The 18,309-nt window shown below is 53.9% G+C and carries 19 protein-coding genes and 2 pseudogenes; all 21 read left to right on the top strand.

Annotation, left to right across the window (positions count from 1 at the left end; all coding sequences use genetic code 11):
• A pseudogene (locus tag E0L21_RS23360) lies at positions 1 to 348 on the top strand (hypothetical protein); the annotation flags it as partial.
• Positions 348 to 698 (top strand): HNH endonuclease, encoded by a 351-nt coding sequence (locus tag E0L21_RS23355; RefSeq protein WP_131413652.1) that lies wholly within the window; start codon positions 348 to 350, stop codon positions 696 to 698. The pseudogene E0L21_RS23360 and the gene E0L21_RS23355, both read left to right, overlap by 1 nt.
• A gap of 167 nt (positions 699 to 865) precedes the next feature.
• Positions 866 to 1,336: a phage terminase small subunit P27 family gene (locus E0L21_RS23350; RefSeq protein ID WP_131413649.1), complete on the top strand. Its 471-nt coding sequence runs from the start codon at positions 866 to 868 to the stop codon at positions 1,334 to 1,336.
• Positions 1,333 to 3,063, top strand: a complete 1,731-nt coding sequence (locus tag E0L21_RS23345; RefSeq protein ID WP_131413648.1) for a terminase large subunit — start codon at positions 1,333 to 1,335, stop codon at positions 3,061 to 3,063. Before E0L21_RS23350 ends, E0L21_RS23345 begins: the two co-directional genes overlap by 4 nt.
• Complete coding sequence (locus E0L21_RS23340; RefSeq protein ID WP_131413647.1) at positions 3,063 to 4,367, top strand: phage portal protein; 1,305 nt, start codon at positions 3,063 to 3,065, stop codon at positions 4,365 to 4,367. Before E0L21_RS23345 ends, E0L21_RS23340 begins: the two co-directional genes overlap by 1 nt.
• A gap of 8 nt (positions 4,368 to 4,375) precedes the next feature.
• Positions 4,376 to 5,224 (top strand): head maturation protease, ClpP-related, encoded by an 849-nt coding sequence (locus E0L21_RS23335; RefSeq protein WP_131413646.1) that lies wholly within the window; start codon positions 4,376 to 4,378, stop codon positions 5,222 to 5,224.
• A 9-nt stretch (positions 5,225 to 5,233) separates the two neighbouring features.
• Positions 5,234 to 6,445 carry a phage major capsid protein gene (locus E0L21_RS23330; RefSeq protein WP_131413645.1) on the top strand — a complete coding sequence of 404 codons (1,212 nt, stop codon included), beginning with the start codon at positions 5,234 to 5,236 and terminating at the stop codon, positions 6,443 to 6,445.
• Positions 6,446 to 6,491: 46 nt separating this feature from the next.
• On the top strand, positions 6,492 to 6,824 hold the full coding sequence (locus E0L21_RS23325) for a head-tail connector protein (protein ID WP_131413644.1): 333 nt from the start codon (positions 6,492 to 6,494) through the stop codon (positions 6,822 to 6,824).
• A gap of 8 nt (positions 6,825 to 6,832) precedes the next feature.
• On the top strand, positions 6,833 to 7,171 hold the full coding sequence (locus E0L21_RS23320; RefSeq protein WP_131413643.1) for a phage head closure protein: 339 nt from the start codon (positions 6,833 to 6,835) through the stop codon (positions 7,169 to 7,171).
• Positions 7,168 to 7,614: an HK97-gp10 family putative phage morphogenesis protein gene (locus E0L21_RS23315; RefSeq protein ID WP_131413642.1), complete on the top strand. Its 447-nt coding sequence runs from the start codon at positions 7,168 to 7,170 to the stop codon at positions 7,612 to 7,614. Before E0L21_RS23320 ends, E0L21_RS23315 begins: the two co-directional genes overlap by 4 nt.
• Positions 7,611 to 7,958 (top strand): tail completion protein gp17, encoded by a 348-nt coding sequence (gene gp17, locus E0L21_RS23310; protein WP_131413641.1) that lies wholly within the window; start codon positions 7,611 to 7,613, stop codon positions 7,956 to 7,958. The genes E0L21_RS23315 and gp17 overlap by 4 nt, the downstream gene beginning before the upstream one ends.
• 61 nt (positions 7,959 to 8,019) lie before the next feature.
• Positions 8,020 to 8,439: pseudogene (locus tag E0L21_RS23305) on the top strand (hypothetical protein); the annotation flags it as partial.
• Between the two features lie 32 nt (positions 8,440 to 8,471).
• A complete protein-coding gene (locus tag E0L21_RS23300; RefSeq protein ID WP_407928693.1) occupies positions 8,472 to 8,855 on the top strand; it encodes a phage tail assembly chaperone in 384 nt (127 codons plus the stop codon).
• 8 nt (positions 8,856 to 8,863) lie between these two features.
• A complete protein-coding gene (locus E0L21_RS23295) occupies positions 8,864 to 9,142 on the top strand; it encodes a phage tail assembly protein T (protein ID WP_131413638.1) in 279 nt (92 codons plus the stop codon).
• Between the two features lie 54 nt (positions 9,143 to 9,196).
• On the top strand, positions 9,197 to 9,610 hold the full coding sequence (locus E0L21_RS23290) for a hypothetical protein (protein ID WP_131413637.1): 414 nt from the start codon (positions 9,197 to 9,199) through the stop codon (positions 9,608 to 9,610).
• Positions 9,611 to 9,670: 60 nt separating this feature from the next.
• Positions 9,671 to 13,009: a phage tail tape measure protein gene (locus E0L21_RS23285; protein WP_131413636.1), complete on the top strand. Its 3,339-nt coding sequence runs from the start codon at positions 9,671 to 9,673 to the stop codon at positions 13,007 to 13,009.
• 12 nt (positions 13,010 to 13,021) lie between these two features.
• Positions 13,022 to 13,612, top strand: coding sequence for a hypothetical protein (locus E0L21_RS23280; RefSeq protein WP_131413635.1), 591 nt, complete (start codon positions 13,022 to 13,024; stop codon positions 13,610 to 13,612).
• Complete coding sequence (locus tag E0L21_RS23275; protein WP_131413634.1) at positions 13,612 to 14,196, top strand: hypothetical protein; 585 nt, start codon at positions 13,612 to 13,614, stop codon at positions 14,194 to 14,196. The genes E0L21_RS23280 and E0L21_RS23275 overlap by 1 nt, the downstream gene beginning before the upstream one ends.
• Positions 14,197 to 14,202: 6 nt before the next feature.
• Positions 14,203 to 14,601, top strand: coding sequence for a DUF6950 family protein (locus E0L21_RS23270; protein WP_131413633.1), 399 nt, complete (start codon positions 14,203 to 14,205; stop codon positions 14,599 to 14,601).
• Positions 14,601 to 17,312, top strand: coding sequence for a phage tail tip protein J-related protein (locus E0L21_RS23265; protein WP_131413632.1), 2,712 nt, complete (start codon positions 14,601 to 14,603; stop codon positions 17,310 to 17,312). Before E0L21_RS23270 ends, E0L21_RS23265 begins: the two co-directional genes overlap by 1 nt.
• Positions 17,312 to 18,265 (top strand): DUF6453 family protein, encoded by a 954-nt coding sequence (locus E0L21_RS23260; RefSeq protein WP_131413631.1) that lies wholly within the window; start codon positions 17,312 to 17,314, stop codon positions 18,263 to 18,265. Before E0L21_RS23265 ends, E0L21_RS23260 begins: the two co-directional genes overlap by 1 nt.
• Positions 18,266 to 18,309 lie beyond the last annotated feature (44 nt).

Raw genomic sequence — 18,309 nt, 5'->3', positions numbered from 1 at the left:
TACCCAGATTCCCTGATCAGTTTCTATCTTGGTACTGGTCGCCCACCTCAGTATCAGGCTCAGATTGCCGAGCGCCTGATTGCCGCCGACAGGACGCGAGCCGACTACATCATGCTGCCGCAGCTCATTCATGGCGTGTGTTACAGCGTGCCGCCTCAGCATCTACCGAGGGTGCTGGCAAGCTGGGACAGCAGCAAGCCTGCTGACTTCGCGCTGGGTGATGCATGGGGTGCGCCGGTGGTCTACCCCTGCTGGTCACTTGTTGATCACGCTGACGGTGAACCGGTAGAGCGCCATCCCGATGGTGAGGTGCGGACGGAACGGCGACGGGCATGGAGGGTTGCATAATGCCAGCAGCGATACCGCGAGCATGCCGCAAGCGTGGCTGCTCAGGAACAACGACAGACCGTTCAGGCTACTGTGACCAGCACCGCAACGAAGGCTGGCAACAGCATCAGCACGGGCAGAGCCGCCACCAGCGTGGCTACGGAAGCAAGTGGGACGTGCTCAGGGCTGAGGTGCTGAAGCGCGACAAACATCTGTGCCAGAACTGTAAACGCAACGGGCTGATAGCACCGGCAAAGACAGTCGACCATATCATTGCCAAAGCTAACGGCGGCACAGACGACCAGACCAATCTCGAAGCCCTGTGCTGGTCATGCCACCGTTCGAAGACGGGGCGCGAAAGATTCAAATGAGAATAGATATCAATAAATTAATTGCATTTGCAACTATATCGATGTGAATGATATGGATTCTCATCAAGGGGGAGGGCGGGGCAAAAGTTCAGAGGGTTGCCTGCTAAGGACCGCCGCCTCAGTCAGATTTTTTCACCCGCGAAATATAAAAATTAACCGGAGCGTCTATGGCTGGAGCGACGGGGCGATCCGGGCGCCGGGCAAAGCCTGTTGCAAGGAAGTTGCTGGCGGGCAATCCGGGGAAGCGCGCCCTCAACAAAACTGAGCCTTCATTCACGCCGATCACTGGCGTTGAGCCGCCGGAGTGGCTGGACGATAACGCCGCGACGATGTGGCGCATGGTTTCAAAAGAGCTTTGTGCTCAGCAGGTTCTCTGCGCCACCGATCTGCATAACCTTGAAATGTTCTGTATCGCCTATTCGAACTCCCGTCAGGCGCAGGAGCATATTCAGGAACATGGGATCGTCATGGCTGGCTCAATGGGCGGCCCGATAAAAAACCCGGCACTGACGGTGCTCAATGAGGCGATGCGCCAGATGGCATCATTTGGCGGGATGCTGGGGCTCGACCCGAGCAGCCGCCAGCGCCTTATCGGAGCAAACAAAAAACAGTCTGATAACCCATTCAAAAATTTATGACCCGTAAATCCTACCCGAACGTGAACGCCGCAAATCAGTATGCCCGCGACATCGTGCGGGGCAGGGTGACGGCGTGCCGGTATGTCATCGACGCCTGTCAGCGCCATCTTGATGATCTGGCAAAAGAGAAAACCCGGAAATTCCGTTACCGCTTTGATAAGGATCTGGCAGAAAAGGCGGCAAAGTTTATCCAGCTATTGCCGCATACCAAGGGCGAATGGGCGTTTAAACGCATGCCAATAACACTGGAGCCCTGGCAACTATTTATCGTCTGCTCGGCGTTTGGCTGGGTGATAAAAGGCACTAAGCTGCGCCGTTTCCGTGAGGTTTATACAGAGATCCCCCGCAAGAATGGCAAATCTGCGATATCTGCCGGGGTGGCGCTTTATTGCTTTACCTGTGATGACGAGTTCGGCGCGGAGGTGTATTCCGGCGCCACGACAGAAAAACAGGCCTGGGAGGTTTTCCGCCCGGCCCGGCTGATGTGCAAACGTACCCCGGCGCTGTGCGATGCGTTTGGCGTCGAGGTGAACGCTTCAAACATGAACAGGCCGGAGGATGGTGCCCGCTTTGAACCCCTGATCGGGAACCCCGGCGACGGCTCGTCGCCCAGCTGCGCCGTGGTCGATGAATATCACGAGCATGATACCGACGCGCTCTACACCACCATGCTGACCGGCATGGGTGCCCGGCGCCAGCCACTGATGTGGGCAATCACTACAGCGGGATACAACATCGAGGGGCCATGCTACGACAAGCGGCGTGAAGTGATTGAGATGCTTAACGGCACGGTACCGAACGATGAGCTTTTCGGTGTGATCTACACCGTGGATGAGGGCGATGACTGGACGGATCCGGAGGTGCTCCGCAAGGCAAACCCAAACATGGGGGTATCGGTCTACAGCGATTTCCTGCTCAGCCAGCAGAAAAGGGCTATGAACAACGCCCGCCAGGCCAACGTGTTCAAAACAAAACACCTGAATATCTGGGTGTCAGCCCGTGCGGCATATTTCAACCTGGTCAGCTGGCGCAACTGTGAGGATGAAACTCTCACACTCGAGCAGTTTGAGGGGCAGCCCTGCTATCTGGCTTTTGACCTTGCGCGCAAACTGGATATGAACAGCATGGTGAGACTCTTCACCCGCGACATTGACGGGAAACGACATTACTACTGCGTGGCGCCACGCTTCTGGGTGCCGTATGACACGGTTTACAGCACGGATACGGATCAGCAGCGTACCGCAGAACGTTTCCAGAAATGGGTGAACAGCGGGCACCTTGAAATTACCGAAGGCGCTGAAATTGATTACCGCGTCATTCTGGAAGAGGCAAAGGCGGCTAACAGGCAAAACCCGGTGGAGGAATCAGCTATTGACCCCCACGGGGCAACCAACCTTTCGCATCATCTGGCCGACGAAGGTTTAAGCCCCATCACCATCATTCAGAACTACACCAACATGTCAGATCCGATGAAGGAACTGGAAGCGGCAATCGAGGCGGGGCGTTTTCACCACGATGGCCATCCCATTCTTACCTGGTGTATTTCCAACGTGGTGGGTAAACACCTGCCGGGCAACGATGACGTTGTTCGCCCCATAAAGGAGCACAACGAAAACAAAATTGACGGTGCCACTGCGCTGATCATGGATATTGGTCGCGCCATGTTGCCGGAGACCCGGCAGGATCTTAACGGCTTCTTTGAAAATCCCATCATGGTAGGTTTCTGATGAATAAAAATAAGCAGCCGGGCAGGGTGAAAAGCGCTCTGCTCAACTGGTTGGGCGTCCCCATCAGCCTTACCACCGGGACGTTCTGGCAGGAATGGTACGGCACAAGCAGCAGCGGAAAGGTGGTGACGGCTGACAAAGCAATCCAGCTGTCAGCGGTATGGGCCTGTGTCCGGTTGCTGAGCGAGTCCATTTCAACCCTGCCGCTGAAAATTTACGAACGGCAGGCAGATGGCTCTCGAAAGCTGGCACAGGGCAATCAGGTTTATCAGGTTTTATGCCGGAAGCCCAATCTCGAAATGACACCGTCGCGCTTTATGCTGATGCTGGTGGCCAGTCTTTGCCTGCGGGGTAACGCCTTCATTGAGAAGCTGTATATCGGCAACAAGCTGGTTTCACTGGTTCCGCTTCTTCCGCAGAACATGGTGGTGAAACGTCTGGATACCGGGCGACTGGAATATACCTACACCGAAAACGGCAAAGAGCGCGTGATCCCGGAAAAGAACCTGATGCATATCCGCGGCTTTGGCCTGGATGGCGTCTGCGGCATGATGCCGATGATGGCCGGGCGCGATGTGATTGGCGCAGCGATGGCGGTGGAAGAGTCCGCCGCCAAGATTTTCGAGAACGGGTTACAGAGTTCGGGCTTTCTTTCAGCTGAGCAGGCACTGGACAAGGATCAGCGTGAGCGCCTGCGGGGTTACATGCAGGCGTTTACCGGCTCGAAAAACGCCGGAAAAATCATGGTGCTTGAAGGCGGTCTTAAATATCAGAATGTCACCATGAACCCGGAAGCCGCGCAGATGCTTGAATCACGATCCTTCAGCATAGAAGAGATCTGCCGCTGGTTTCGCGTGCCACCTTTCATGGTCGGGCACACCACCAAACAAAGCAGCTGGGCATCGAGCCTGGAGGGGATGAACCTCCAGTTCCTGACCCACACGCTGCGTCCGTTACTGGTTAATATCGAGCAGGAAATTTCACGGTGTCTGCTGGGAGGTGAAGAGGATGTTTTTGCCGAGTTCAGTGTTGAAGGTCTGCTGCGTGCCGACAGTGCCGGGCGAGCGGCGTACTACACCAGTGCGCTGCAGAATGGCTGGATGTCGCGTAACGACGTTCGCCGGCTGGAGAATATGCCGCCTATCGAAGGCGGTGATATCTATACGGTTCAACTCAACCTGACACCGCTTGAAGATCTGAAACAGAGCAGCACAACCGCTCAGGCTATGGCACTGCGAAGCCTCCATAATCACGTATTCCCCGATATTCCTTTCGAACAGTCACCGCTGAAACAGGCGGCCTAGGAGAACCCATGACAATCAGAAGCCTTCCGGCGGCGCCGGAGGGGCGGCCTTTTGCGCGCGAAAAACCGGATCTCCCGGCATCTGCACTGGAGCGATGGAACGGCGGCATTCGTGCTGCAGGCAGTGATGACAACAGCATCTCGATTTTTGACGTGATCGGGAAGGATTACTGGGGAGACGGTGTTTCTGCCAGCCGTATCGCAGGCGCGCTGCGCTCCATGAATGGTGCTGACGTCACCGTGAATATCAATTCACCGGGCGGAGATATGTTTGAAGGCCTGGCGATTTATAACCTGCTTCGTGATTACGAAGGCAAGGTGACGGTGAAGGTGCTGGGCCTGGCTGCCTCTGCTGCATCCATCATCGCGATGGCCGGTGACGAAGTGCAAATCGGGCGTGGCGCATTCCTGATGATCCACAACTGCTGGGTAGTCGCCATGGGAAACCGGCACGACCTGGAAAAAGTCGCTACTGAAATGGCGCCCTTTGATAAAGCGATGGCCGATATCTACTCTGCGCGCAGCGGCCTGAAAGCGGCTGACATTGAATCAATGATGGATGGCGAAACCTATATCGGCGGCAGTGAGGCAGTTGATAAAGGTTTTGCCGACGGCCTGCTTTCTGCCGACGAAATTTCCACCGAAGACGAATCTCCCGCGGCGGCGCTGCGCAAACTCGATGCCCTGCTGGCGAAAACCAACACCCCGCGCGCTGAGCGCCGGAAACTCATTAAAGCCTTAACAGGTGGCATGCCTGGCGCTGCCACCACCACTGACGGTACGCCGGGCGCTGCCGACGACATTAAACCAGAAACCATCTCATCTCTTGAAAACGCCCTGGCTGCGTTAGTCAAATAAGGATCCGCTATGTCTGAAGTAAACGATATTCTGAAAAAAGTTACTGCCAGCATTGAAGAGGCCACCAGTAAATTCAACGCCAAAGCAGAAGAAGCACTGACTGAAGCAAAGAAAACCGGGCAGTTGTCTGCTGAAACAAAAGAAACCGTCGATAAGATGGCTTCTGAATTTAACGCTCTTAAAGAGGCTGAGAAAACCCTGAAAGCTGCCCTGGGTGAGCTGGAGCAGCAGGTTGCGCAGATGCCGCTGGCAAATGCAAAAACCGTTATTGAAACCGTCGGTAAACAGGTGATTTCTTCCGAGGCGTTAAAAGCCTTTGCCGCAAGCGCGGAAGGTGGCAAACGTGTCAGCGTTCCGGTGAAGGCCGCGATCACTTCCCCTGACCTGCCGGATCGCGTTGTCGAGCCGCAGCGACTGCCGGGGATTGATACCGCGCCGAAACAGCGTCTTTTCATTCGCGACCTGATTGCGCCCGGGCGTACCACCTCACCGGCTATTTTCTGGGTGCAACAGACTGGTTTCACCAACAACGCGAAGGTTGTTCCGGAGAATACGGCCAAACCGTACAGCGATATCGAGTTTGCCACCAAAATCACACCGGTGACTACCGTCGCGCATATGTTCAAAGCCTCCAAACAGATCCTGGACGATTTCGCGCAGTTGCAGTCGACCATTGATGCCGAAATGCGTTACGGCCTGAAATATGCCGAAGAGCAGGAAATCCTTTTCGGCGACGGTAGCGGCGCTCACCTGCATGGCATCGTCCCGCAGGCATCAGCGTTTGATCCGGCGTTTCAGGTGGAGCATCAGAACGGGATTGATATTCTGCGTCTTGCCATGCTGCAGGCGCAGCTTGCCCGTTTCCCGGCTTCCGGCCATGTCCTGCACTTCATTGACTGGGCGAAGATTGAACTGACAAAAGACAGCCTGGGCCGCTATATCCTGGCTAACCCGGCAGCACTGACAGGCCCGACGCTGTGGGGGCTTCCGGTAGTGGCGACCGAAGCGCAGCAGTTTATCGGTAAATTCCTGACGGGTGCGTTTAATGCCGGTGCGCAGATCTTCGATCGTGAAGATGCCAACGTGGTGATTTCCACCGAGAACGCCGACGACTTCGAGAAAAACATGATCTCGATTCGTTGTGAAGAACGTCTGGCGCTGGCGGTGAAACGCCCGGAATCGTTCATCTACGGTTCTATTTCTGCCGCTTCAGGCAGCTAAGGTATTCGGCGGCCTGCGGGCCGCCTTTCTTTAAGGCGATGAGTCGATGGAATTCCTTGAATTGTCCGTGGTGCGCGGGCATTGCCGAATCGATGATGATTTTACAGGCGATGATAACCTGCTTGAAATTTTCACCGGGGCAGCGGCGCGATACGTTCAGACCTGGACACGCCGCAGGCTCTACAAAACAAATGATGAACCTGGTTTTGCTGATGATGCCGATCGTCTCCTGCTCGATGACGATATCCGCACAGCGATGCTGCTCCTGATTGGACACTGGTATGCAAACCGTGAAGCGGTAAATATCGGCAATATCACATCCGAAATTCCACTGGCGGTAGAGGCTTTGTTACAGCCACACCGGATTTATGGTCTATAGGAGGTGCCATGCAGGCGGGAAGACTTAACCAGCGTGTGCGTATTCTTAATTTCACTACCATCAAAACCCCGTCCGGCCAGCCAGAGGTTGTCTGGCATGATGGCAGCGATATTTATGCAGAAATTAAAGGTGTAACGGGGCGAGAGCAAATCTCAGCGGGGGCTGAAATGGCGGAAGCAACGATCCGCGTATGGGTTCGCTTCCGCACCGATATCACCGCTGCCTCAAAACTAAAGGTGCTGACCGGCCCCTATAAAGGTCAAATCCTTGATGTTGCCGCGCCACCTATTGCGGATTCAAAGGGTTCTCAACTGGAAATTCTGTGCAAGCAGGGGGTGAAACCGTGATCGATACGAGACTGGATTTTTCCGGCTTACTTGATTTATCGGACGATCTCGCTGCTCTCAGCAAAGCGGAAAACCGCAAGGTGATGCGCGATGCCACGCGCGCGGCGGCCACCATTTTTAAAGATGAAGCAGTTAAGCGCGCACCGATACACACCGGTAAACTGAAGAAAAACATCGTGGTGATCACGCAGCGTGACCGCAATGGCAACATCACATCCGGTGTGCATGTTCGTGGTACGAATCCGCGCACCGGTAACAGTGATAATTCAATGAAAGCCAGCAATTCGCGTAATGCCTTCTATTGGAAGTTTGTGGAGCTTGGCACGTCGTATATGGCGCCCGTTCCGTTTATTCGCCCGGCCTATGATGCCAGGCAGGAAGATGCGGCAAATGCCGCTTTTGCGCGTGCGAATCAGGCGATTGATGAGGCGCTGTCAAAATGACCGAGGCCGATGTTTATTCGCTAATTGGCGCGCTGGCGGGTGGGCAGGTTTATCCCTATGTTGCGCCACTTACCCCGCAGGGCCAGCCATCCATTTCACCTCCGTGGATCACTTTCACGCTGGTGGATCAGGTTTATGGCGACACCTTTTGCGGCCCTGCTGAAGAGAACAGCGCGCTTCAGGTCGACGTGTATTCCCGTACCGTTGATGAGTCAAGAGCGCTGCGTGAGCAGGTTATTGCCGCGCTGATGCCGCTGGGATTAACTCAGATGAGCAAAACAGGCGGCTACGAGCAAGATACCGGCCTGCACCGGGCAACGCTTGAAGTCCATGTTCTTCAGTAACCCACCAATCCCTTAAATCCATGACCGCCGGAAGGCGGTTTTTTTATGCCCGGAGACAGCTATGTCCTCACTTTACGAAAAATCGCAGTTAACGAAGATCCTGATTTCTTCGCTGCCGGCAACGAAAGAAACGATGGGTACCGCCGTCTTTCTTGACCTTAGCTGCACGATCAAAGAAATTCAGTTTACCGGTGGTCAGAAGCAGGATATCGACGTGACCACCCTGTGCTCAACCGAGCAGGAAAATATCAACGGCCTGCCCGCACAGTCGGAGATTTCTCTCTCCGGCAACTTCTATAAAAACCCGGCGCAGGACGCACTGCGTGATGCATATGACAATGACACGACGTATGCCTTTCAGGTTATTTTCCCGTCCGGTAAAGGTTTCACTTTCCTGGCTGAAATTCGACAGCACACGTGGTCATCCGGTACTAACGGCGTGGTTGCGGCCACATTCTCCCTTCGCCTGAAAGGCAAGCCTGAAAATATCGAACCTGGTTCGTAAGGATTATCATGTCATCTATTAAAGAGCTTGCTCTGGCTAAGCTGTCAGGTTTTCGCCATAAAACTGTCGAAGTACCGGAGTGGAGTGGCGCGAAAGTGGTACTGCGCGAACCTTCCGGCGAAGCATGGTTGCGCTGGCAGGAGATCGCAAAGACTGGCAATGAGGATGAGGAACTTTCTGTTTCAGAGCGTGCTCATCGTAATCTCAAAGCTGACGTCGCGCTTTTCCTTGATGTTCTCTGTGATGAAGATAAACAGCCGGTATTCTCAGTTGATGATGAAGAGAAAGTGCGCCAGATTTATGGGCCGGTACATTCCCGTTTGCTTAAACAGGCGCTTGATCTCATCACGTCAGCGGAAGACGCGCAGGAAAAGTCGCTACCCCCGGCGTAAAATTTCTGATGTCGCTTGCGCTCCGCATGGGGCGCACGCTTTCAGAACTCAGGCAGAACATGTCAGCCAGCGAGCTAATGATGTGGATTGAGTACGACAGAAAAAGTCCTGTCGGCGATATCCGCGGCGATATTCAGGCGGCGCAGATTGTCTCGGCCATTTACGGATCGCAGGGTGCAAAAGTCCCACTTAGCGATGCTATTTTGCAGTGGGGGGGAGATGTGAATGCGGAAGATAAAGATCCGTTCGCTGGGCTTGAGGAAGCATTAACAGAAGCTACTAAGTGACATCACAATAAAAAAATAATAGGATTCTTCTGTTTCTGACAGAGGGATCGTTATATGAAATACATAATTTTAATATCGTCTTTCTTTTTATTATCTGGGTGTTCTACTCAACCAGTTGGGACAGAACAGGCATCTAATGTTCCTCCAGAAAGAGTTTGGAATAAAAATATAACCAATAAAACTGAAGGTGCTGGAATAATAATAGTTAAGCGTGACTCCGGTTTTATGGGTAGCGCATGTCTTACCAGCGTGTATTTTGATGGAAATCCCGTCGCGGATTTAAACACCAGAGAGAAGGTCACACTTTATGCCAATACAGGACGGCACGTGCTAAGTGCAACTCCACACGGATGGTGCGCTGGTGGTATGGTGGAAGTTGCAGCCGATGTTGTAGCTGGTAAAACTTTAATGTACAGAATTGGATATGGCGCCAACGGTGATTATCGATTTTCCCCAACGGCCTTTTAAATTCAATTAAACACAATAAACCCGCTAAAGTTTTTAGCGGGTTTTTTTATTGGGTGAAATATGGCTACGCTCCGCGAACTTATTATCAAAATTTCCGCAAATTCCAGTTCATTTCAGTCTGAAATCGCACGAGCATCGCGTATGGGGGCTGATTATTATAAAACGATGGAGGGTGGCGGCAGAAAATCAGCAGCAGCCGCACGCGAATCGCAGCGAGCCTTAGCAGCTTTAAATGGTGAGTTGGCTTCTGTAAAGGCAACCGCTACTGGTCTGGCTGGCGCTTTTGCTGGTGCCTTTGCCACTGGTCAACTTATTCATTATGCAGACACCTGGAATCAGTTATCCGGGCGACTGCGTCTGGCATCTACCGGGGCAGATGACTTTTCCGAGTCACAGCGAGCTCTGATGGATATCAGCCAGCGCACCGGAACATCCTTTGAGGCTAACGCGAACCTGTATTCTCGTATCGCTTCAGCCCTGCGTGATGCCGGATACGCATCTTCTGATGTGGCAAAAGTGACAGAAACAGTCGCCACATCGCTGAAACTCTCCGGTGCCAGTACGGAAGAAGCCAGTTCCGTTATTACCCAGCTCAGCCAGGCGCTGGGATCTGGCGTGCTGCGCGGAGAAGAGTTTAACGCCATCATGGAGAGCGGTGGGCGGCTTGCTAAATTACTTGCTGACGGGCTACACACCACCGTTGGTGGCCTGCGTAATATGGCAAACAATGGCCAGTTGACTACTGACAAGATCATCCCACTACTGACCAATGTCGAGCAATTGCGTAAGGAGTTTGGCACCTTACCAGCCAGCATCAGCGGTTCTGCGCAGAAGGTTGAAAACGCCTTTATGGCATGGGTTGGCGGCGCTAACAATGCTCTTGGTGCCTCATCTGCTCTTGCCGGTGGGCTGGACAGCCTGGCGGATAATATCGGTGAAATAGCCGCTGTGGCAGGTGTTCTCGCGGCTGTGGGTGGTAGTCGTATGTTCGGGAACATGATTAATGGCGCCACCAGTGCAACAGCAAAACTAATTGAAACAAGAAAAGACGCCATCGCGCTGGCTGACGCCCAGAACTACGCTGCTGTTCAGGTGCAACGTAAAGCAGTAGCTGATGCTGAGGCTGCAAAATCGGCCTATAACCTCGCGCTGGCTGAGGCCAATGTGGCGAAAGGTTCGAATGCGGAAGCTCTGGCAACCGACAATCTGATTAAAAAGCGTAGTGAGATGATTGCGGCAAATGCTAAAGCTACGCAATCCAATATGGCAGTTGCTGCGTCTCATCAGGCAGTGAACAGAGCCACGAGCGTCGTAGGTGCAATAGGCGGCGGCGCTCGCCTGCTATTGTCGCTGGTGGGTGGAATACCAGGTGCATTGATGCTTGGTGCGGGTGCCTGGTACACCATGTATCAGAACCAGGAAGAAGCCAGACGTTCGGCGCAGGAATATGCCAGACAGATCGATGTCATCAGGGATAAAACATCGAAAATGTCACTCACTGATGCTGATGATAATAGAGGAAAAACGGTAGATGCACTGGTTGAGCAAAACCGATTAATTGACGAGCAGGCTAAGAAGGTTAACGGTCTAAAAAGACAGATTGAAGACCTCAATAAATCTCGTGGCCAGCCGGGAATTACCAGTGAAAACGAGCAGAATATTTTAAGCGCAATAGCTATTGTTACGGATCAATTAGCGGTCGAAGAGGGCAAGTTGAATGGTATGCGGGAGCAGTCTCGCACAATTCAACAATCACTTGAAGAAATTGAACGTCGACGTAACGAGTTAATTCGTGAGCAGGCCTGGCGACAAAATTCGCTTTATCAGTCGATGCTTGTAATGAACGGTCAGCATACTGAATTTAACCGCCTGCTTGGGCTGGGAAACCAGTTGCTGATGGCCAGACAGGGAATGACTGTCACACCGCTGCGGGTTCCTCAAGCCACAGCCACGCAAAAGCAGATAGACGCGCTTGAAAAAAGTCGCCGTGAGCTTGCTCTCTCGCGCCTTAAAGGCGAGGCAAAAGAACGAACCCGGCTTGGATACACAGCTGATGATCTGGGGCTCACTGCGGATCCTCAATTCCAGACCAACAGAGCAGAGCTTATCAATAATGGTCTGGAAGAGTGGCGCAATAACGAGGCTAACAAGAAGAAACCTAAAGGGCCGAAAACCGATGAAGAAAAGGCCGTTGATACCTATGACAGGCTGATCAAGCAGCAGAAGGAGCAAATCGCATTAGAAGGGCAGAATACCGAACTGGCTAAGGTGAAATATCAGGTCAGCCAGGGGGAACTGTCCACGCTGAGCGATGCGCAAAAACAGACGCTTCTGCAGAATGCCGCCCTGATTGATCAGACCAAAATTAAACAGCAGCTTATTGCATACGAGAATTCTCTGGCCGATGCCAATGCAACTGCGCTTGCCGCAAATCAGGCCCAACTTGCAGGGTACGGGCAGGGAACCCGCCTGCGTGAGAGGATGCAGGAAGAGTACAGCATCCGTAAAGAGTTCGGTGATAAGAACACCGATCTGCTGCGGCAGTATCAGGCAAAAGAAATTAGCCAGGAGTTTTATGAAAAAGGGATTGCGCTGAACAAAGAATATCTCGATCAGCGCCTTCGTGATCAGCAGGCCTACTATGAAGCCTCTGATGCGCAGCGCGCTGACTGGGGGGCAGGAATGAGGGAAGGTTTTTCTAACTGGGCAGATGAGGCTTCTGATTACGCATCTCAGACGGCAAACCTCGTCAGTTCCTCAATGGATGGGCTGGTTGGCAGCATTTCCGATGCGCTATCTGGCAACAAAAGCAGCTGGGATGACTGGGCTAATTCTGTGCTCCGCTCGATGCAGAAAATACTGATTAACGCCATGCTGGTGGATAGCCTGAAATCCGCATCCAGTTCCGGCGGTCTCTTCTCGTCGATTGGCGGAATGTTCGGCGGTTTATTTGGCGGCGGCAGTTCAGGTTCTTCAACCGGTGCTGGCCAGTCTTTCGCCGTGCCATCTTTCCGGCCAAATGCGAAAGGTGGCGTCTACGCATCCGAAAGCCTGAGTGCGTACAGCAACAGCGTGGTGAATACCCCGACCTATTTTGCCTTTGCAAAGGGAGCCGGGCTGATGGGCGAGGCAGGACCGGAAGCCATCATGCCGCTCACCCGTTCGGCGGATGGTTCCCTTGGTGTCAGAATGGTTGGCGCTCAGGGGGCTAACTCCGGCGGTGGCAGTACGATTATCCATCAGCATTTCAGTATTTCCGGGAATGGCGATACCGCGCTTAAACAGGCCATGCAGGAAGCCGCACGGCAGGGAGCACAGGATGGCGCAAAACAGGCAAGGCAGGAACTCCTCCAGGACTTCCAGACCCGCGGGCAGGCGCGCCGTTTGCTGAACGTTTAGTAAGGAGTGATTATGGCTGTTGAATGGCCTGCTGATGTCTGTCCCGCGGCGCTGACATGGCGCCCGGAGAGCAACACCAAAACATTTCGATCCCCTTTCAACGGTGCTTCACAGACCGTCCGTTATCCCGGTACCCGCTGGGTATGCTCCCTGACGCTGACCAACCTCACCGACGAGAAATCACGGCGCGTTGATGCGCTTATCGCATCCCTCGATGGCGAGTATGGCCGGGTTAAAATCCGTGACTGGGGGAGGCCGGGAAGAACGCCGGCGGGAAACCCGACCGTTTCTGATGCAAACCAGACCGGCACGGAGTTACACAGCAAAGGCTGGACGGCGGGTGTGATAGTGCTGCGCGCCGGGGATTACATCACCGTTAATGACGAACTGAAAATGGTTACGGCAGATGTGACCAGCGCGGCGGATATGACGGCGATTATCCCGATAGCGCCAATGCTCCGTATTTCGCCACCGGCAAACGCACCGATTGAAGTGGCGAATCCTTACGGCATCTTTAAGCTGAAGGACAACCAGCAGGGGGCGGGCAGCCGGATACCCGGCGGCTTTACCAGTTACACCATTGAGTTTGAGGAGGCGTTTTAATGCTGTATTCCCCGTTTTCTGATGCGATGGTGGACTGGTTGTCACGCGACCGGGTAACGGCGGTGATCGCCGCGAATATCCAGTTTGAATCGGGCACCGTCTATGTACATTCCGGTACCGGCACGATTGTCCTGAACGGTTTTGTTTATTACGGCATGGGAAAAATGGGGGCGGTTGATGATGTGGGTGAAACCAATTCGACCAGCCCGGCGCAGCTAAAGCTTACGCTTTCCGGACTGGATCTTTCGTTGTTTTCCACCACGCTGAATGAGCGGTGTGTTGGCAGGCAGGCGAATATCTACCTTGTCGTTATGGATGACAGCGGCGTGGTGCGCGCGGCGGATATGATTTTTCAGGGCAAAGTATCGAGTACGGGTGCTACCGCCGGTGAAACAAACGCCCTGCAGTACACCGTCAGCAATATCTTTGAGGACTGGCAGCGCCCGTTTCCCGATCGTTACACCGATGAATCCCACCAGGCCACGCAGCCGGGCGACCGTATTTTTCGTTACGTGGCGCAGATGGCGGAGCGTTCAATTTACTGGGGCAGCAAGAAAGATGCTCCGGGTTTTACTTATTCGTGAGGACGCATGAAGCATCCGGACTGGCATAACCGATTAATCGCCGTGATGAAGGCCGCTGAAAAGCGGCCTTTTTCATGGGGTAAAAATGACTGCTGTCTTTTTTCGGCCGACTGCGCTCTGGCGATGTGCGGCGAGGATTTTGCAGCTGATCTGCGCGGTACTTACCACACGGATACAGGGGCAAAAAAAGTGTTGCTGCGCAACGGCGGAACGCTGGAAAAGGTGCTGGGCAGATTCCTTGATGAAGTGCCGGTGAAACTGGCGCAGCGCGGGGATATCGCAGTCGTGGAGAATAACGGCGCCCGGTGCGCCGGTGTGGTTTATTCCGGCGTGGTGTGGGTGCCGGGTAGTGCCGGGCTGGTCAGCCTGCGGGTGAAACCCCTGAGTGTGTGGAGGGTTCGATAATGCCAGCTGCGATCCCAATCGTTGCAACCATTGCCGCAGGTGTTGCTGCTTCACAGGGGGCTTATGCCATCGGTATCGCCATCACTGTGGCTGCGCAGGTGGCAACCCAGCTGATGACAAAGAAACCGTCGATTGACGCGTATCGCGATACCTCTGAGCGCAAGCAGGTGCTGCGTGCCGCCTCCAGCCCGAAAACCGTGGTTTACGGTCGTACAATGTCAGCCGGTACGCTTTTCTTTTCAGAAGAACAGCCTGGCTCCCAGACCGATGGTGAATGGCTGCATATGGCGATCACGCTCGCCGGGCATCCCATTTCCGGAACGGGCGCGATCTATCTTTCCGATGATGATATTGGCACGTTCGGTGATAGCGTCACGCATGAGGTACACATTGACCGGCAGACCGCCGATCCGTTCATGCTGGCTAACTGCCCGTCGTGGAAAGCGGACATGATCGGTAAGGGCATTTCATGGTTACGTATTTCCATGAAATTCAATGCCGAGAAGTTCCCGGCAGGTATCCCCAATATCAAGGTCGAAAAACTCGGGCGGAAGGTTTACGACCCGCGCACCGGGCAGACGGCTTACAGCAATAATGCCGCGCTGTGCATTCTCGACTATTACCGTAACTATCTCAAAGTGCCTGATACCGATATCAACTGGGATCAGTTTCAGGAAGCGGCAAACATCAGCGATGAGATTGTCGCTAACGGCGATGGCACCTCAGAACGCCGTTACATGCTTAATGGTGAGTTTGACCTCAGCGAAAACAAGGCCAGTATCCTTGAAGCCATGCTGGTATGTTGCGCCGGAGAACCCACGTACACGGCGGGTAAACACGGTATTCTGGTCGGGGCATATTACGGCCCGGCTACAGAAACCATCACGGAAGATCAGATCGCCGGTGATATTGAAATCATGCCGGAGGTGGCTCAGACAGACCGGGTGAACACGGTGAAAGGCACTTTCGTTGATCCGCTGCAGGGCTATTCTGAAGTTGATTTCCCGTCTGTATCGGTTGCTGAATGGGTAACTGAGGACGGGGTGGAGATATCTCAGGATATGCCGCTTCGCTTTGTAACCTCTGAATTTCAGGCGCAGCGCCTGGCGGATATCCGGCTGAAGCGCACGCGCATTTCCCGCACGATGAATATCCCGCTTAACCTGAGCGGCTACCGCTATCGCCCCGGCATGTATGTGAAAGTCAGCCTCCCGTCGCTTGGCATCACCGGCGTTGAAATGCGCGTGACAGACTGGAAGTTTGGCATCAGTAATGGTGTGCAACTCACGGTCAAACAGGAAACCGCCGACGTGTGGGGAGATGCCATTGGTAAACCCATCGTGCGCCCGCCGTTCACGCAGTTACCCGCTGGCGGCGTGGCGCAGCCGCAAAACCTGAAATACACCGTCGAGGAGATCGGGCAGGTGGTGCAGGGTGTGCTGTCATGGCAGAACGTCGGACAGTTTGCCTACAACAAAGTGATCATCCGGCAGGGCGGAACGGCGGTGCTGTCTGTGCAGGTTCCTGGATCATTTACCCGGCTGACCGGGCTGCCGAGAAACACATACACCGCGCATGTCATCGCTGTTAACCAGATGGGCGCGGAGTCGCCGGAGGCATACCTCGAATTTAATATTCAGGCACCGCCACCGCCGTCGCGGGTGGATATCGAACAGGGTTTCTTTGCCATCACACTGATCCCGCGGCTGGCCGATCTGGTCAACGTTTCCACACAGTTTGATTTCTGGACGTCAGGAGAAACACCGCTGCCAAACGCCAGCGATATAACGGTGGAAAATGGCGCCACGCGGGAAGGTATCGGAACGACCTGGACGAAACACGATCTCAAAGTCGGGCATACCTATTACTGGTACATCCGGACCATAAACGCCTTCGGCACATCAGCGTTTGTGACTGTCGCCGCTGAATGCTCAATGGATACCGGGAGCCTGATTGAAATCATCGATGACGGGATCCGTAATTCTGACGCGTTCCAGAATATCCAGAACGGGGTGGATACCAACCTTGAGGCCGCCATGCAGAATGCGCTGGCGGTGCATGGCACCGTTGAGCATCAGTATCAGCAATATGGTGAGGTGCGGGCCGATATTCTTGTTGTGAAGACGACGGTCGCCAGTAACGAAAAAGGGCTGGCCGACCTGTCAACTTACGTACAGGCGCAGATAGGTCCGGCAGGAAGCCTTGTTGCTGCCGTTAATCAGAAAATGACCGCTGAAGTTAACATCGACGGGACAGCGAAAGCGTCTTACGTCACTAACCTCGGTATTGTCCGCAATGGTGTGAAGTACAGTGCCGGGTTTGGCATGTCGATAGAACCAGACGGCAGCGCCTACAAATCGACGGTCGTTGTCGCCGCTGACCAGTTCGGTGTTTATTCCGGGAATAATCCCGGCAACTGGCAGGCCGCGTTCTTTGTTTACAACGGCCAGGTATTTATCAGGAGCGTGCTGATACAGGAGGCATCCATTGATTTCGCCAAAATCACGGATACGCTCCAGTCGTCGAACTACGTGCCCGGCGTCAGCGGCTGGCGGCTAGGGAAAGGCGGCGATGCAGAATTTCATGGCAGGGTCTATGCAACCAGCGGTCAGTTCTCCTTCAACGGGACGAATAACACCGTGGTGCTCGATGATAATGGCCTTACCGTTAACCTGACCGGTGGCGGCATGATTCGCGTGGGGAAATGGTAATGCCTGAAGGTTTACTTATCGACCTGAAGGACGGCGGGCCTCGCATGGAAATTACAGCCGGTCTTCGCTGTCCTTCTTTCAGCATGGTTATCCCTGAACAATTTGACGTTAATCAGTACCAGATCCCTAACTATGTAGCCGGAAGTCAGGTTGTGCTGTTGCCACGTAACACCGTTTATATGACGTACCGTGGCACAAATCTGATCCCGACCATCGGGATGCTGTCCGGTTATTCCGTATCCGGCAACGTCATTACCCTGAACACCTGGTGGAGCGACAACTGGAACCGGGCCAAATCGTTCAATTCTGCTGTGTGGCAAATCCTTCCGGCATCGCAGGGGCAGGGGCTGTTGATTCAGGACAGCACGGATTTTCTGTCAATAACGGATGCAACGATGGTGGGCTCCTGTGTCTGGCGCGGAACCGTAACGTTTACAGGAAGCTGGGCCACACCGGATACGGGCGTTTCCCGCGATCAGTATCTGGTGTTCGCTAAATGGAGTGCTGACGGTGTGACCGTTGAATTCGACGGAGCGAATGTCACTGCATATCAGGAGAGAAATGGCGATGATGTGGCAGCCACGGTAACCCTGCAGGTAGCGATTTTTGCCAGTGGAATCATCCCCACGCCGGGAACAGGCTTCAACATTTTCAAAAACGGTACCTGTGTTTTTTCCACTACACGACGCCCGTTTGTTTACCGTAACGCCTCGTTTGTTCCGTCATGGAACTGGACGGATATTGGCGACAGCATGATCATGCTCGGGCGGTACGGTTACGACAGCAGAACATCGGGTGGCTGGGACTATCTTAAATGGGCGGGGATCGTCCGTTCCGGAAACGCAGTCAGATGTGGGCGTGGTCGTACATCTACAACCTGGACGGACAGATATTCTGTTGTTGGCCAGCGGCTGACATCTGTCAGCATCCCCTGCATCCCTTCAATGTATTAACCACACCCGGCCCGCGCGCCGGGTTTTTTTATTGCCCGGAGAAT

Origin of the sequence: Kosakonia quasisacchari (assembly GCF_004331415.1) — a bacterium.
GTDB classification, from domain to species: domain Bacteria; phylum Pseudomonadota; class Gammaproteobacteria; order Enterobacterales; family Enterobacteriaceae; genus Kosakonia; species Kosakonia quasisacchari.
This window is presented reverse-complemented; position numbering and strand designations above follow the sequence as displayed.

Excerpts from the sequence above, each read along its gene's own strand:
- E0L21_RS23265 (WP_131413632.1), top strand. The coding sequence starts at position 14,601 with ATGCCAGCTGCGATCCCAATCGTTGCAACCATTGCCGCAGGTGTTGCT.
- E0L21_RS23355 (WP_131413652.1), top strand. The coding sequence starts at position 348 with ATGCCAGCAGCGATACCGCGAGCATGCCGCAAGCGTGGCTGCTCAGGA.
- E0L21_RS23285 (WP_131413636.1), top strand. The coding sequence starts at position 9,671 with ATGGCTACGCTCCGCGAACTTATTATCAAAATTTCCGCAAATTCCAGT.
- E0L21_RS23350 (WP_131413649.1), top strand. The coding sequence starts at position 866 with ATGGCTGGAGCGACGGGGCGATCCGGGCGCCGGGCAAAGCCTGTTGCA.
- E0L21_RS23335 (WP_131413646.1), top strand. The coding sequence starts at position 4,376 with ATGACAATCAGAAGCCTTCCGGCGGCGCCGGAGGGGCGGCCTTTTGCG.
- E0L21_RS23340 (WP_131413647.1), top strand. The coding sequence starts at position 3,063 with ATGAATAAAAATAAGCAGCCGGGCAGGGTGAAAAGCGCTCTGCTCAAC.
- E0L21_RS23270 (WP_131413633.1), top strand. The coding sequence starts at position 14,203 with ATGAAGCATCCGGACTGGCATAACCGATTAATCGCCGTGATGAAGGCC.
- E0L21_RS23295 (WP_131413638.1), top strand. The coding sequence starts at position 8,864 with ATGTCGCTTGCGCTCCGCATGGGGCGCACGCTTTCAGAACTCAGGCAG.
- E0L21_RS23345 (WP_131413648.1), top strand. The coding sequence starts at position 1,333 with ATGACCCGTAAATCCTACCCGAACGTGAACGCCGCAAATCAGTATGCC.
- E0L21_RS23320 (WP_131413643.1), top strand. The coding sequence starts at position 6,833 with ATGCAGGCGGGAAGACTTAACCAGCGTGTGCGTATTCTTAATTTCACT.
- gp17 (WP_131413641.1), top strand. The coding sequence starts at position 7,611 with ATGACCGAGGCCGATGTTTATTCGCTAATTGGCGCGCTGGCGGGTGGG.
- E0L21_RS23290 (WP_131413637.1), top strand. The coding sequence starts at position 9,197 with ATGAAATACATAATTTTAATATCGTCTTTCTTTTTATTATCTGGGTGT.
- E0L21_RS23260 (WP_131413631.1), top strand. The coding sequence starts at position 17,312 with ATGCCTGAAGGTTTACTTATCGACCTGAAGGACGGCGGGCCTCGCATG.
- E0L21_RS23330 (WP_131413645.1), top strand. The coding sequence starts at position 5,234 with ATGTCTGAAGTAAACGATATTCTGAAAAAAGTTACTGCCAGCATTGAA.
- E0L21_RS23325 (WP_131413644.1), top strand. The coding sequence starts at position 6,492 with ATGGAATTCCTTGAATTGTCCGTGGTGCGCGGGCATTGCCGAATCGAT.
- E0L21_RS23300 (WP_407928693.1), top strand. The coding sequence starts at position 8,472 with ATGTCATCTATTAAAGAGCTTGCTCTGGCTAAGCTGTCAGGTTTTCGC.
- E0L21_RS23275 (WP_131413634.1), top strand. The coding sequence starts at position 13,612 with ATGCTGTATTCCCCGTTTTCTGATGCGATGGTGGACTGGTTGTCACGC.
- E0L21_RS23280 (WP_131413635.1), top strand. The coding sequence starts at position 13,022 with ATGGCTGTTGAATGGCCTGCTGATGTCTGTCCCGCGGCGCTGACATGG.